This window comes from Stenotrophomonas sp. VV52, from assembly GCF_002893095.1.
Classification (GTDB): Bacteria; Pseudomonadota; Gammaproteobacteria; order Xanthomonadales; family Xanthomonadaceae; genus Stenotrophomonas; species Stenotrophomonas aracearum.
Map to the genome: position 1 here is coordinate 1 of NZ_PKQQ01000001.1, position 13,080 is coordinate 13,080.

A 13,080-nucleotide genomic window follows, 5' to 3' on the forward strand; every position below is an offset into this window, starting at 1 on the left:
CGCCGTGGCAGACGCCGCCTTGGCCGTAGCGGCCGTGCCAGCCGCTGCCGCCACGGCGCGCCGCAACAGCGCCACCCGTACCCAGCAGGCCGCGCGTGGCGTGGCCAGCCGTGTCGCCGAGCCGGTGCGTGCCGTGGCCAGCCAGGCGCCGCTGGCGCCGACCGTCCCGGCGGCGTCGGCACGCGCGCTGCCGTTTGGCGACGTCAGCAGCCTGCAGGCCCGGCCGTGGCCGCGTTCGACCCTGGGCGACAACGGCGCGATCAACGCCAGCTTCCGCGCCCAGCAGCCGCCGGCCGCGTTCTATCCGTTCGAACCGCGCCTGCAGGATGACGGCGCCGATTGAGCCTGCTGCACGCCCTGTTGCTTCCCTCTCCCCCTGATACCCCTGACCCGGAGGTTCGAGTCTGATGACCGCCCGTATCCGTACGCATGCCCTGGCCCTGCTGGCCATCACCCTGCCGCTGGTGGCCTGCGCGCAGTCGCCGTCCCCGGCCGCACCCGCCGCCCAGGCCACGGCCGCGCCGCGTGCGCCGGCCGCGCCGCTGGTCAGCGGGCTGCCCGATTTCACCCACCTGGTCGAACAGGTCGGCCCCGGCGTGGTCAACATCGAAACCACCATCGTGCGCAGCAACCGCCAGGCGCGGGGCCCTGCAGGTCCAAGCGATGACGAGATGCCGGAATTCTTCCGCCGCTTCTTCGGCCCGGACTTCCAGATGCCGGGCCAGCCCGGTGGCGGCGATGACCAGGGCCCCAGCATCCGCGGCCGTGGCATGGGCTCGGGCTTCATCATCTCGCCCGACGGCTACGTGCTGACCAACCACCACGTGGTGGCCGACGCCGGTGAGGTGAAGGTCAAGCTGGGCGACCGCCGCGAGTTCACCGCCAAGGTGGTGGGCAGCGACCAGCAGTACGACGTGGCCCTGCTCAAGATCGACGCGAAAAACCTGCCGACCGTGCGCGTGGGCGATTCCAATACGCTCAAGCCGGGCCAGTGGGTTGTCGCGATCGGCTCGCCGTTTGGCCTGGACCACTCGGTCACCGCCGGCGTGGTCAGTGCGGTCGGGCGCAGCACCGGCGGCCAGGACCAGCGCTACGTGCCGTTCATCCAGACCGACGTGGCGATCAACCAGGGCAATTCCGGCGGTCCGCTGCTGAACACCCGCGGTGAAGTGGTCGGCATCAATTCGCAGATCTTCTCCGCCTCGGGCGGCTACATGGGTATCAGCTTCGCGATCCCGATCGACCTGGCCATGGGCGCGGTCGAGCAGATCAAGAAGAATGGCCGGGTCAGCCGTGGCCAGCTGGGTGCGGTGGTCGGTGCCATCACCGGCGACGTGGCGCAGGGCTTCAACCTGCCCGACAGCCGCGGTGCGCTGGTCAATGAACTGGTTCCGGGCAGCGCTGCCGCCAAGAGCGGGCTGGAAGTCGGTGACGTGATCCGCTCGGTCAACGGCACCCCGATCAACACCTTCAGCGACCTGCCGCCGCTGATCGGCGCCCAGGCGCCGGGCAGCAAGGTCCGCCTGGGCGTGCTGCGCGACGGCCGCGAGCGTGAAATCACCGCGACCCTGACCGAGCTGGCCGAAGACGCCGAACGCGGCGCGGCCGCCCCCGCCGCCCCGGATGCGGCGCCGCAGACCGGTGCCAACGCCCTGCTGGGCCTGGACGTGGCCGACCTGACCGCGCCGCAGCGCCAGCAGCTGGGCCTGGATCCGGGCGAGGGCGTTCGCATCACCGGCGTGAAGGGCCAGGCCGCGCGTGACGCCCGCCTGTCCCCGGGCATGGTGGTGCTGCAGGTCGGGCGCACCCCGGTCGGCAACGTGGCTGCGCTGAACAAGGCGCTGGCCGGCTACAAGAAGGGCGACGTGGTGATGCTGCTGGTCCGTGCCAGCGGCAACACCGCCTTCGTGGCGGTCCGCACCGGGGAGTAAGCCCCCGCCACCGCTGCGTTTCCGGGCCCGCTTCGGCGGGCCCGGTCGTTTCCGTGCGATAATCACCCGTTACCCTGACGACGCGCCGCGCCGCCGCCACCTATGTCCTCTGATTCGATGCGGAATATCCGCAACTTCTCCATCATTGCCCATGTCGACCATGGCAAGTCGACGCTGGCCGATCGCATCATCCAGCTTTGCGGCGGCCTGCAGGCCCGCGAAATGGAGGCGCAGGTGCTCGACTCGAACCCGATCGAGCGCGAGCGCGGCATCACCATCAAGGCCCAGTCGGTGTCGCTGCCGTACGTGGCCAAAGATGGCCAGACCTACCACCTGAACTTCATCGACACCCCCGGCCACGTCGACTTCTCCTATGAAGTCAGTCGCTCGCTGGCCGCCTGCGAAGGCGCGCTGCTGGTGGTTGACGCCGCCCAGGGCGTGGAAGCGCAGTCGGTGGCCAACTGCTACACCGCCGTGGAGCAGGGCCTGGAAGTGGTGCCGGTGATCAACAAGATCGACCTGCCCACCGCCGACATCGAACGCGCCAAGGCCGAGATCGAAGCGGTCATCGGCATCGACGCCGAAGACGCGGTGCCGGTCAGCGCCAAGACCGGCCTGAACGTGCAGGACGTGCTGGAAGCGATCGTGCACCGCATTCCGCCGCCGGTGCCGCGCGACACCGACAAGCTGCAGGCGCTGATCATCGACTCCTGGTTCGACAACTACCTGGGCGTGGTCTCGCTGGTGCGCGTCATGCAGGGCCAGATCAAGGCCGGCGACAAGCTGCAGGTGATGTCCACCGGCCGCAACCACCAGGTCGACAACGTCGGCGTGTTCACCCCCAAGCGCAAGGTGCTGCCGGCCCTGCGCGCGGGCGAGGTGGGCTGGGTCACCGCCAGCATCAAGGACGTGCACGGCGCGCCGGTCGGCGACACCCTGACCCTGGCCGCCGACCCGGCGCCCAAGCCGCTGCCGGGCTTCCAGGAAATGCAGCCGCGCGTGTTCGCCGGCCTGTTCCCGGTCGACGCCGAAGACTACCCGGACCTGCGCGAAGCGCTGGACAAGCTGCGCCTGAACGACGCCGCGCTGCGCTTCGAGCCGGAAAGCTCCGAAGCGATGGGCTTCGGCTTCCGCTGCGGCTTCCTGGGCATGCTGCACATGGAAATCGTGCAGGAGCGCCTTGAGCGCGAGTACAACCTGGACCTGATCAGCACCGCGCCGACGGTGGTCTATGAAGTGCTCAAGACCGACGGCACGATCATCAACATGGACAACCCGGCCAAGCTGCCGCCGGTGAACATGGTGACCGAGATCCGCGAGCCGATCATCCGTGCCAACGTGCTCACCCCCGAGGAGTACATCGGCAACATCATCAAGCTGTGCGAGGAAAAGCGCGGCAGCCAGATCGGTATCAACTACATGGGCAGCCAGGTGCAGATCAGCTACGAGCTGCCGATGGCCGAAGTGGTGCTGGACTTCTTCGACAAGCTCAAGTCGGTCAGCCGTGGCTATGCCTCGCTGGACTACCACTTCGTGCGCTTCGATGCCGGTCCGTTCGTCCGCGTGGACGTGCTGATCAATGGCGACAAGGTCGACGCGCTGTCGCTGATCGTGCACCGCAGCCATGCCGACCGGCGCGGCCGCGAGCTGTGCGAGAAGATGAAGGACCTGATCCCGCGGCAGATGTTCGACGTGGCCATCCAGGCCGCCGTCGGCTCGCAGATCATCTCCCGCACCACGGTCAAGGCGATGCGCAAGAACGTGCTGGCCAAGTGCTATGGTGGCGACGTTTCGCGCAAGAAGAAGCTTCTGGAAAAGCAGAAGGAAGGCAAGAAGCGCATGAAGCAGGTCGGCCGCGTGGAGATTCCGCAGGAAGCCTTCCTGGCCGTGCTGCAGATGGACAAGTAAGGCCCCCGTTCCCAAGGACACTGCATGAAACTGTTTGAGATCCTGCTGGTCGTACTGACCCTGGCGTCGGGCCTGATCCTGCTCGCCGACAAGCTGTACTTCGCAAAGCGCCGCGCCCAGCGGGCCGGCCTGCTCGACAGCGAGCCGGTGCTGGTCGACTACTCCCGGGCGTTCTTCCCGGTGCTGGCGATCGTGCTGATCGTGCGCAGTTTCATCGCAGAGCCGTACAAGATCCCGTCCAGCTCGATGATGCCCAACCTGCTCATCGGCGATTTCATCCTGGTCAACAAGTTCGCCTACGGCCTGCGCCTGCCGCTGAACAACGCCAAGGTGGTCCCGATCGGCGAACCGGCCCGCGGCGACGTGGTGGTGTTCCACTTCCCGGGCCATTCGGACAACGACCCGAACAAGGGCGAGAACTTCATCAAGCGCGTCATCGGCGTGCCGGGTGACGAGATCGCCTTCCAGGGCGACCAGGTGATCCTCAACGGCACCCCCCTGAAGTACGAGAACAAGGGGTTGTATGCTGGGCACCGTGGCCAGGGGGAGGGCACCTCGCTGCTGGTGGAGCACCTGCCGGGCCGCACCCACACCATCCTGGAGACCGATTACCCGCGGGGCGAGGGGCAGTGGACCGTACCGGCGGGCAAGTACCTGGTGATGGGCGACAACCGCGACAACAGTGACGATGGCCGGTTCTGGGGCCTGCTGCCAGAAGAAAACCTCCGCGGCAAGGCGTTCCTGATCTGGCTGAACTGCTCGGGCTGGTTCTGCAAGGACGGCTTCGAACCGTCCCGGATCGGCACCGGGATCAACTGATCCACTCACACAAGCGCATCTGGGGAGATCGCAATGAAGATGATGAAGACGCAGCGTGGCATGACCCTGACCTCGTTCCTGGTCGTGCTGGCGGTGGTGGGGTTCGGGCTGTACATCGGCATGAAGCTGTTCCCGATGTACTCCGAGTTTTACGCAGTGAAGAGCGCGCTCAAGGGCGTCGCGCAGGAACCGGGCGTTGCCAACAAGGAGCCGGGCCAGGTGCAGGAGATGTTCTTCCGCCGCCTGTACATCAATTACTCCGACAACGTGAAGCCGTCCAACGTGAAGTTCGAACGAGTCAGCGGTGGTTGGAACATGAAGGTCAACTACGAAGTGCGTCGCCCGATGATCGGCAACCTCGACGTGGTTGGAAAATTCGAAGCACACCAGGAACTGACCCTCAGCGGTGCCGACTAACACTTTTCAACGTGGTGACCGCATCGGTCACGTCTTCTCCGATCCGGGCCTGCTGCAGCAGGCCCTGACGCATCGCAGCGCCGGAACCCCCAACAACGAACGGTTGGAATTCCTCGGCGACAGCATCGTCAACATGATGGTGGCCCACGCGCTGTACCAGCGCTGGCCCAAGGCCGACGAAGGGGCCCTGACCCGGGCCCGCGCCGAACTGGTGCGCGAAGGCGCGCTGGCGGTCATTGCCCGCACCCTGGAACTGGGCGAGCGCCTGACCCTGGGGCCGGGTGAAATGAAATCCGGCGGCCACCGGCGCGACTCGATCCTGGCCGACGCGGTGGAAGCCGTGGTGGCCGCGATCTACCTGGATGCCGGCTTTGCCGCGTGCCAGGCGGTGGTCCTGCCCTGGTTCACCCCCTCCATGGAGGCGCTGCCGGCCACCGGCAAGCCCGCCAAGGACCCGAAGACCCGCCTGCAGGAATGGCTGCAGGGCCGACAGAAGGCGCTGCCCCAATACGAATTGGTGTCAGAATCGGGCGACGATCATGCCAAGACTTTCCGGGTACGCTGCTGCGTAGCCGACCCCGCTGTCAGCACCGAAGGCGAAGGTGCCTCGCGACGGCTGGCCGAACAACAGGCGGCTGCCGCCGCCCTCGAGCAACTGGATTCCAAGTGAGCGAAGCAACCCCCCATCATTGCGGCAGCGTGGCCGTCATCGGCCGCCCCAACGTCGGCAAGTCGACCCTGACCAACGCCCTGGTCGGCGCCAAGGTCAGCATCGTGTCCAACCGGCCGCAGACCACGCGGCACCGGCTGCTGGGCATTGCCAGCTTCCCCGAGGGCCAGCTGGTGCTGGTCGACACCCCCGGGCTGCACCGCGTGCAGAAGCGCGCCATGAACCGGGTGATGAACCGCGCCGCGCGCGGCTCGCTCGAGGGCGTGGACGCCGGCATGCTGGTGATCGAAGCCGGTCGCTGGGACGAGGAAGACACCCTGGCCTTCAACGTGCTCAGCGACGCCGGCATTCCGGTGGTGCTGGTGGTGAACAAGGTGGATCGGCTCAAGGACAAGGCCGCGCTGCTGCCGTTCCTGCAGCAGGTCACCGACGGCCGCACCTTCGCCGCCGTGCATCCCATTTCCGCGCAGAAGCGCAACGGCCTGGAAGCGCTGGTGCGCGACCTGCTCAAGCTGCTGCCCGAAGCCCCGCCGATGTTCGGCGAGGATGAAATCACCGACCGCAGCCAGCGTTTCCTGGCCGGCGAACTGGTCCGCGAACAGCTCATGCGCCAGCTGGGTGAAGAGCTGCCGTATGCGACCACGGTGGAGATCGAGCGCTTCGTCGAAGACGGCAACCTGCTGCGCATCGGCGCGGTGATCTGGGTCGAGCGCGAAGGCCAGAAGGCGATCGTGATCGGCAAGGCCGGTACCCGGCTGAAGGAGATCGGCGCCAAGTCGCGCCTGCAGATGGAGCGCCTGTTCGGCGCCAAGGTCTTCCTGGAGACCTGGGTACGCGTGCGTGAAGGCTGGTCGGACGACGAAGCCGCGCTGAAGGCGTTCGGCTACGAGTAAACCCGGCAGGGTTGCCTCGCCACGCCCCTGGCCATGCGCATCGAAGACGAACCGGCGTTCGTGCTGCACGCCCGCTCCTGGCGGGAGACCAGCCTGCTGGTCGAGATGCTCACCGAACAGCACGGACGGATCGGGGTGCTGGCGCGCGGCGTCAGCAGTCCGCGCAGCCAGGCGCTGCGCGCCGCGCTGCAGCCGCTGCAATGGATACGGCTCGGCTTCGTGCAGCGGGGCGAACTGGCCCAGTTGCGGGGCGCCGAAGCGCTCGACGCAGCGCCGCGATTGAGCGGCGATGCGATGCTGGCCGGCTTCTACGTCAACGAGCTGGTGATGCGGCTGGCGCCCCGCCAGGACCCGCTGCCCGAGCTCTACGCGTATTACGGCCAGATGCGACAACGGCTCGGCGCCGGGGAATCGCTGGCTTGGACCCTGCGCCGGTTTGAGCGCGATCTGCTGGAAGCCTTGGGGTTTGGTTTTGACCTGTCGCATGGCAGCGATGGCGAACCGATCGACCCGGCGGCCCGCTACGAGCTGGACCCGCTGGAAGGGCCGCGGCGCCTGCTCAGCGAGCGGGGCGCCGATCCCCGGCGCGGCACCGCCACCGGCAGCGCCTTGCTGGCGCTGGCCGAAGATGAAATGCCGGGCACCGACGACCTGGCCAGCCTGCGCCGTGGGATGCGCGCGGTGTTGTTGCACCACCTGGGCGGGCGCGGTCTGAAGTCTTGGGAAATGCTCGAGGACCTACGCCGGTAGAGCCACGCCCTGCGTGGCTGTTGTTCGCGGGTTGCCGCAGCCACGCAGGGATTTACGTGCGCAGGGTCATGGCGTTGACACGCATGGCGTGTCACTACGATCCTTGGTCGCTCGGGATTGGGGTCGAACGTTGACGGTGGGTTGCATGTGTCGACCGTCGAACGTTGGCGGCACCCGCGTAGGGACACGCCATGCGTGTCTGCTCTTCGCCTAATGCAACAGGGAATCGACCGCCGCTTTGAATTGTGTGTGGGCGCCGTTCGACTCGGGCGCCTGGTGCAGCTGCCGCACGGCGCGGCCCAATCGGGCGGCGCCGACGAACCCGCAACTCGCCTGCAGGCGGTGCAGCTGACCTTGCAAGGTCCGCACATCGTGCTGCTGGACCGCCTGCGCCACCGCGTCCCGGACCCCGGGCAGCTCGGCCAGGAACAGTTCGCGCAGGGCGATCAGGTGGTTGCGCTGTCCATTCAGGGCGGCCAGCGCGGTGATTTCGTCCCAGTCCTCACGCTCGCCCACGCCCACGCCCGCGCCCTCGCCGGGGGCGGCCGGGGCGCTGGGGCCGGGGCTGTTGACCAGCGCACGGCGGACCGCCTGCAGCAGCTGCTCGCGGCTCAGCGGCTTGACCAGGGTTTCGCTGAACCCGGCTTCGCGCAGGCGCGCATGGATGCTGGTGTCGCCATCGGCCGTGTGGGCCAACGCCGGGGTCTCTGGATGGGACTGGCGCAGCGCCTTGAGCAGCTCGCTGCCATTGCCGTCGGGCAGGTTCACGTCGATCAGCCAGAGGTCGTGCTCGCTGCGGCGCCCGCGCTCCAGCGCGGTGGCCAGCGAATCGGCGGTTTCGACCTGCGCCGGCAGGGTTTCCAGCGCGGCCCGGAAAAAGCCGCGACTGATGGTGTCGTCCTCGACGAGCAGGAATCGGGGCATGGGAACCCTCGGGGTCATCTGCATTGGGGCTGCCTCCATGTCAGCTATGCGCATATTAAACACGATATGGCGCCCTGCAAGCCCTGCAGCCTGAACGCGGCAGGCCACGCCGCGTATCTGCGACAATACGCACCCTTTTTGCCCGCAGCCTGTTGCCACGTGGCCCGATCCCGCTCCCGACTCGACCGTACCCCGTTCCAGACCGACATCCTCGACCTCAGCCATGACGGCCGTGGCGTTGCCCGCCGTGAAGGCGAGGGTGGCAAGGTCACCTTCATTTCCGGCGCGCTGCCGGGCGAGGTGGTATGCGCCGAACCGACCGCCCGCAATCGCCATTTCGATGAAGCGCGCACCGTGGAGGTGCTGCAGGCCTCGCCGCAGCGCGTGACGCCGCGCTGCCCGCATTTCGGCGTCTGCGCCGGCTGCGTGCTGCAGCACCTGGACGAAGACCAGCAGATCGTGGCCAAGCAGCGCGTGCTGCTGGACAACCTGACCCGCATCGGCCACGTCACCCCCGGCACGGTGCTGCCGGCGCTGGTCGGCGACAGCTGGGGCTACCGTCGCAAGGGCCGCTTCTCGGTGCGCCGGGTGGAAAAGAAGGACAAGACCCTGGTCGGCTTCCGCGAGCAGGACCCGCGTTTCGTGGCCGACCTGACCCAGTGCCTGACCGTCATCCCGGAGATCGGGCTGAAGGTGGCGGCGCTGTCGGCGTTCATCGAAACCCTGGATGGCAAGCGCGACATCCCGCAGGTCGAATTCATTGCCGGTGATGACGCGATCGTCCTCACCATCCGCCACATGCAGCCGCTCAGCGACGCCGACAAGGCCGCGTGGGCCGGCTTCGGGGCCGAGCATGGCTTTGCGATCTTCCTGCAGCCGGGCGGCGTGGAATCGGTGCACCCGCTGCTGCCGGGCGAGGTCCCGCTGTCGTTCCGGCTGGCCCCGTGGAACGTAGAACTGGCGTTCCGGCCGCTGGACTTCATCCAGGTCAACGCCAAGCTTAACGAGAAGATGATCGCGCTGGCACTGGAACTGCTCGATGCCGGTGCGGACGAGCGCGTGCTCGACCTGTTCTGCGGGCTGGGCAACTTCACCCTGCCGCTGGCGCGCACCGTGCGCGAAGTGGTCGGCGTGGAAGGCGAGGCCGGGCTGGTGGCGCGTGCGAAGGAAAATGCCGCGCGCAATGGCCTGGACAACGCGCAGTTCTTCGCCGCCGACCTGACCCAGGACCAGCGCCAGACCCCGTGGATGCGCCAGGGCTTCGACAAGCTGCTGCTGGACCCGCCGCGTTCGGGCGCGATCGAAGTGCTGCAGCAGCTGCCGCTCAAGCAGTTCAAGCGCATCGTCTACGTCAGCTGCCACCCGGGCTCGCTGGCCCGCGATGCCGGCTACCTGGTCAACGAACAGGGCTTCACCCTGGTCTCGGCCGGCGCGATGGACATGTTCCCGCACACCGCGCACGTGGAAAGCATCGCCGTGTTCGAGAAGCGCTGAGATGGGCGTCGAGATCGAGCGCAAGTATCTCGTGACCAGCGATGCCTGGCGGACCGCCGCGCATGCGGTGATCCCGATGGCGCAGGGCTACCTCAACGACACCGCCTCGATCGACAGCGGCGCCCAGAAGGCCTCGGTGCGCGTGCGCATCCAGGGCGACCAGGCGTTCCTGAACATGAAGTCGCGCGAGATCGGCCACACCCGGCAGGAGTTCGACTACCCGATCCCGGTCGAGGACGCGCGCGCCCTGCTGGCCCTGTGCGTGGGCGGCCTGATCGACAAGCGCCGGCACCTGGTCGAGCACGGCGGCCTGCTCTGGGAAGTGGACGAGTTCCTGGGCGACAACGCTGGGCTGGTGGTGGCTGAAGTGGAATTGGCGTCGGCCGACCAGGCCATCGACCTGCCTGAATGGGTGGGGGAAGAAGTCACGGACCAGGTGCGGTATTACAACCTGGCCTTGGCCGCCAATCCGTACACGCGCTGGTAAAGCAGCCGGGCAGAGCCCGGCTCTGCGCCCGTAGCGCCGGGCTCTGCCCGGCCGGTAGAGCCACGCCCTGCGTGGCTTGCGTACATCATGCGACAATGCCGCAGTGCGCCATCGCGGCGCCCCGTACTGGAGATCCACCCATGCTTCTGATCGGCGTTGCCGGCACCGAACTGACCGCCCAGGAACGCGACTGGCTGCAGCACGATGCCGTGGCCGGGGTGGTGCTGTTCAAGCGCAACTTCGATTCGCGCCAGCAGGTCGGCGAGCTCACCGCCGCCATCCGCGCCGCCGCGCCGCGCCCGCAGCTGATCTGCGTGGACCAGGAAGGCGGCCGCGTGCAGCGCTTCCGCGAAGGCTTCAGCGCGCTGCCGCCGCTGCAGGAGATCGGCGCGCTGTACGCCCGCGACCCGGAGCAGGCCCTGGCCCTGGCCGAGCAGCACGCCTGGCTGATGGCCAGCGAAGTGCGCGCCAGCGGCGTAGACCTCAGTTTCGCCCCGGTGGTCGATCTGGGCCGCGGCAACCGCGCCATCGGCAACCGCGCCTTCGACGAAGACCCGCAGGTCGTCGCCGCGTTCACCGCCGCCTACGTGCGCGGCATGCACGCAGTTGGCATGGGGGCCACCCTCAAGCATTTCCCCGGCCACGGCACCGTGCTGGAAGACACCCACGTGGACACTGCGATCGACCCGCGCGCGCTGGACGAACTGCGCGCGCAGGACCTGGTCCCGTTTGCCGCCGGCATTGCCGCCGGTGCCGATGCGGTGATGATGGCGCACGTGATCTACCCGCAGGTCGCGCTGGAACCGGCCGGTTACTCGCCGCGCTGGATCCAGCAGATCCTGCGCGACGAGATGGGCTTCCGCGGCGTGGTGTTCTCCGACGACATCGGCATGGCCGCCTCGCACAGCGCCGGTGGCGTGCCGGCGCGCGTGCATGCGCACCTGGACGCCGGCTGCGATGTGGTGCTGGTCTGCCACCCCGAACTGGTCGACGACGCACTGCAGGCCGTGCAGGGCCGCACCCTCAATTCCGCTGCGCTGCTGGGCCTGATCGGCCGCGGCGGGCTTGGCTGGGACGGCCTGCTGGCCGACACCCGCCACGGCAGCACCCAAACCCGTTTGCTCGAATCCCTTGGAAGAACCGTCTGATGCCCAACCTCACCATTTCCCAGGCCCTGGCCCAGGCCGACCTGCTGGTCGACCGTCCCACCATCGATGCGGCCATCGCCAGCATCGCCGATGGCATTGCGGCCGACTACAAGGGCGAGGTCCCGCTGTTCCTGTCGATCATGCACGGCGCGCTGCCGTTCGCCGGCCAGCTCGCGCTGGAACTGGGCGCACGTGGCCAGGACCTGCAGTTCGACTACCTGCATGCCACCCGCTACCGCGGTGAACTGACCGGCGGCGAGCTGGTCTGGAAGCACAAGCCGGCCACCTCGCTGTTCGGCCGCCGCGTGCTGCTGGTCGACGACATCCTGGACGAAGGCTTCACCCTGCAGGGCGTGCGCACCTGGTGCCTGGAGCAGGGCGCCACCGACGTGCGCATCGCCGCGCTGACGGTGAAGAAGCACGACCGCGCGCTGCCCGACGTCAAAGCCGACTACGCCGGCATCGAACTGCCCGACCGCTACGTGTTCGGTTTCGGCATGGACGTCAACGAAGGCCTGCGCGGCGTGCCGGCCATCTATGCGATGAAGGAATAAGCAGCGGCCATGGAACCTATCGCCCTGGCCGTGATCGGCGGCACCGGTGTGTACAAGCTGGCCCAGCTCGATGATGTGAGCAGCCATTCGGTGGAAACCCGCTATGGCACGCCGTCCGGCCCGATCCGGGTCGGTACGCTGCTCGGCCAGCGCGTGGCGTTCCTGGCCCGCCATGGCGAGGGGCACTCGCTGCCGCCGCACAAGATCAACTACCGGGCCAATCTTGCTGCGTTGCAGCAGATCGGTGCCACCCGTGTGCTCGCCCTCAACACCGTGGGCGGCATCACCGAGCACTTTGGCCCGCGCGTGCTGGCCTGCCCGGACCAGCTGATCGACTACACCTGGGGCCGGATCTCCACGCTGAGCGAAGAACCGGGCAGCGACGTGCTGCATGTCGATTTTGGCCATCCGTACACCCCGATCCTGCGCAGCAAGGTCCTGGCTGCGGCCAAGGTTACCGGCGTGCGCCTGCAGGACGGTGGCTGCTACGGCGCCACCCAGGGGCCGCGGCTGGAGACCAATGCGGAAATCGCGCGGATGCGCCGCGACGGCTGCGATCTGGTCGGCATGACCGGCATGCCCGAAGCAGGCCTGGCAAGGGAGTTGGGGCTGGACTACGCCTGCCTGGCGATCGTGGCGAACTGGGCCGCCGGCTGTGGCGATGGCGACGAGATCACGATGGCCGAAGTGCTGGCCAATGTCGACGCGGCATCGGCCGGATTACCGGAACTGATTGGCGAATTGGCGCGCGGGTGATTGTCATTGCATGACAAGCTTTGCATACTCCGCCAGTGCGCTGGTTGAGCGTACACCACCCATTCATTGAAGAAGGTCTCGCATCACCATGCCGAACGGTACCGTCAAGTGGTTCAACGACGCCAAGGGATTTGGCTTTATCTCGCCGGAGGACGGCAGCGCCGACGTCTTCGCGCACTTCTCCGCGATCAACTCCAAGGGCTTCCGCAGTCTGCAGGAAGGCCAGAAGGTCACCTATGACGTGACCCAGGGCCCGAAGGGCGCCCAAGCTTCGAACATCCAGCCCGGCGAGTAATCCCCACGCCGAGCTTTGAAAACCCCGCTTCGGC

14 protein-coding genes and 1 pseudogene are annotated in these 13,080 nt (G+C 67.6%); 14 read left to right on the forward strand and 1 reads right to left on the reverse strand.

The window, feature by feature from the left end; genetic code table 11:
- The 8 genes and pseudogenes from C2U58_RS02455 to recO all read left to right on the forward strand — a co-directional run.
- Positions 1-343 (forward strand): annotated as a pseudogene (locus tag C2U58_RS02455) (anti-sigma factor); the annotation flags it as partial.
- Between the two features lie 64 nt (positions 344-407).
- Entirely contained in the window at positions 408-1,931 is a 1,524-nt protein-coding gene (locus C2U58_RS02460) for a DegQ family serine endoprotease (protein ID WP_102944391.1), read from the forward strand.
- Between the two features lie 117 nt (positions 1,932-2,048).
- Positions 2,049-3,839: a translation elongation factor 4 gene (gene lepA / locus C2U58_RS02465; RefSeq protein ID WP_172448059.1), complete on the forward strand. Its 1,791-nt coding sequence runs from the start codon at positions 2,049-2,051 to the stop codon at positions 3,837-3,839.
- A 24-nt stretch (positions 3,840-3,863) separates the two neighbouring features.
- The gene (lepB, locus tag C2U58_RS02470; protein ID WP_102944393.1) at positions 3,864-4,658 is read left to right on the forward strand and encodes a signal peptidase I; all 795 of its coding nucleotides are present in this window, start codon (positions 3,864-3,866) and stop codon (positions 4,656-4,658) included.
- A gap of 39 nt (positions 4,659-4,697) precedes the next feature.
- Positions 4,698-5,075 (forward strand): DUF4845 domain-containing protein, encoded by a 378-nt coding sequence (locus C2U58_RS02475; RefSeq protein ID WP_070207873.1) that lies wholly within the window; start codon positions 4,698-4,700, stop codon positions 5,073-5,075.
- Positions 5,065-5,745, forward strand: coding sequence for a ribonuclease III (gene rnc, locus C2U58_RS02480; RefSeq protein ID WP_102944394.1), 681 nt, complete (start codon positions 5,065-5,067; stop codon positions 5,743-5,745). The genes C2U58_RS02475 and rnc overlap by 11 nt, the downstream gene beginning before the upstream one ends.
- Entirely contained in the window at positions 5,742-6,638 is an 897-nt protein-coding gene (gene era, locus C2U58_RS02485; protein ID WP_102944395.1) for a GTPase Era, read from the forward strand. The genes rnc and era overlap by 4 nt, the downstream gene beginning before the upstream one ends.
- Before the next feature lie 33 nt (positions 6,639-6,671).
- On the forward strand, positions 6,672-7,388 hold the full coding sequence (recO, locus tag C2U58_RS02490; protein ID WP_102944396.1) for a DNA repair protein RecO: 717 nt from the start codon (positions 6,672-6,674) through the stop codon (positions 7,386-7,388).
- 210 nt (positions 7,389-7,598) lie between these two features.
- Here recO and C2U58_RS02495 read toward each other — a convergent pair whose 3' ends face one another.
- Positions 7,599-8,336 carry a response regulator gene (locus C2U58_RS02495; RefSeq protein ID WP_102944397.1) on the reverse strand — a complete coding sequence of 246 codons (738 nt, stop codon included), beginning with the start codon at positions 8,334-8,336 and terminating at the stop codon, positions 7,599-7,601.
- A 135-nt stretch (positions 8,337-8,471) separates the two neighbouring features.
- On the opposite strand from C2U58_RS02495, the gene rlmD reads away from it, so the two are divergent.
- The 6 genes from rlmD to C2U58_RS02525 all read left to right on the forward strand — a co-directional run bounded on the left by rlmD (position 8,472) and on the right by C2U58_RS02525 (position 13,046).
- Entirely contained in the window at positions 8,472-9,806 is a 1,335-nt protein-coding gene (gene rlmD, locus C2U58_RS02500; protein ID WP_102944398.1) for a 23S rRNA (uracil(1939)-C(5))-methyltransferase RlmD, read from the forward strand.
- A gap of 1 nt (position 9,807) precedes the next feature.
- Positions 9,808-10,293, forward strand: coding sequence for a CYTH domain-containing protein (locus C2U58_RS02505; protein ID WP_102944399.1), 486 nt, complete (start codon positions 9,808-9,810; stop codon positions 10,291-10,293).
- Positions 10,294-10,433: 140 nt separating this feature from the next.
- Positions 10,434-11,441 (forward strand): beta-N-acetylhexosaminidase, encoded by a 1,008-nt coding sequence (nagZ, locus tag C2U58_RS02510; protein WP_102944400.1) that lies wholly within the window; start codon positions 10,434-10,436, stop codon positions 11,439-11,441.
- Positions 11,441-11,995 carry a hypoxanthine-guanine phosphoribosyltransferase gene (locus C2U58_RS02515; protein WP_102944401.1) on the forward strand — a complete coding sequence of 185 codons (555 nt, stop codon included), beginning with the start codon at positions 11,441-11,443 and terminating at the stop codon, positions 11,993-11,995. Before nagZ ends, C2U58_RS02515 begins: the two co-directional genes overlap by 1 nt.
- Before the next feature lie 9 nt (positions 11,996-12,004).
- On the forward strand, positions 12,005-12,751 hold the full coding sequence (locus C2U58_RS02520; protein ID WP_102944402.1) for an S-methyl-5'-thioinosine phosphorylase: 747 nt from the start codon (positions 12,005-12,007) through the stop codon (positions 12,749-12,751).
- Between the two features lie 88 nt (positions 12,752-12,839).
- Positions 12,840-13,046 carry a cold-shock protein gene (locus C2U58_RS02525; protein WP_102944403.1) on the forward strand — a complete coding sequence of 69 codons (207 nt, stop codon included), beginning with the start codon at positions 12,840-12,842 and terminating at the stop codon, positions 13,044-13,046.
- Positions 13,047-13,080: the final 34 nt, after the last annotated feature.

Excerpts from the sequence above, each read along its gene's own strand:
- nagZ (WP_102944400.1), top strand. The coding sequence starts at position 10,434 with ATGCTTCTGATCGGCGTTGCCGGCACCGAACTGACCGCCCAGGAACGC.
- lepB (WP_102944393.1), top strand. The coding sequence starts at position 3,864 with ATGAAACTGTTTGAGATCCTGCTGGTCGTACTGACCCTGGCGTCGGGC.
- recO (WP_102944396.1), top strand. The coding sequence starts at position 6,672 with ATGCGCATCGAAGACGAACCGGCGTTCGTGCTGCACGCCCGCTCCTGG.
- C2U58_RS02515 (WP_102944401.1), top strand. The coding sequence starts at position 11,441 with ATGCCCAACCTCACCATTTCCCAGGCCCTGGCCCAGGCCGACCTGCTG.
- C2U58_RS02505 (WP_102944399.1), top strand. The coding sequence starts at position 9,808 with ATGGGCGTCGAGATCGAGCGCAAGTATCTCGTGACCAGCGATGCCTGG.
- C2U58_RS02460 (WP_102944391.1), top strand. The coding sequence starts at position 408 with ATGACCGCCCGTATCCGTACGCATGCCCTGGCCCTGCTGGCCATCACC.
- lepA (WP_172448059.1), top strand. The coding sequence starts at position 2,049 with ATGCGGAATATCCGCAACTTCTCCATCATTGCCCATGTCGACCATGGC.
- C2U58_RS02475 (WP_070207873.1), top strand. The coding sequence starts at position 4,698 with ATGATGAAGACGCAGCGTGGCATGACCCTGACCTCGTTCCTGGTCGTG.
- C2U58_RS02525 (WP_102944403.1), top strand. The coding sequence starts at position 12,840 with ATGCCGAACGGTACCGTCAAGTGGTTCAACGACGCCAAGGGATTTGGC.
- C2U58_RS02495 (WP_102944397.1), bottom strand. The coding sequence starts at position 8,336 with ATGCAGATGACCCCGAGGGTTCCCATGCCCCGATTCCTGCTCGTCGAG.
- C2U58_RS02520 (WP_102944402.1), top strand. The coding sequence starts at position 12,005 with ATGGAACCTATCGCCCTGGCCGTGATCGGCGGCACCGGTGTGTACAAG.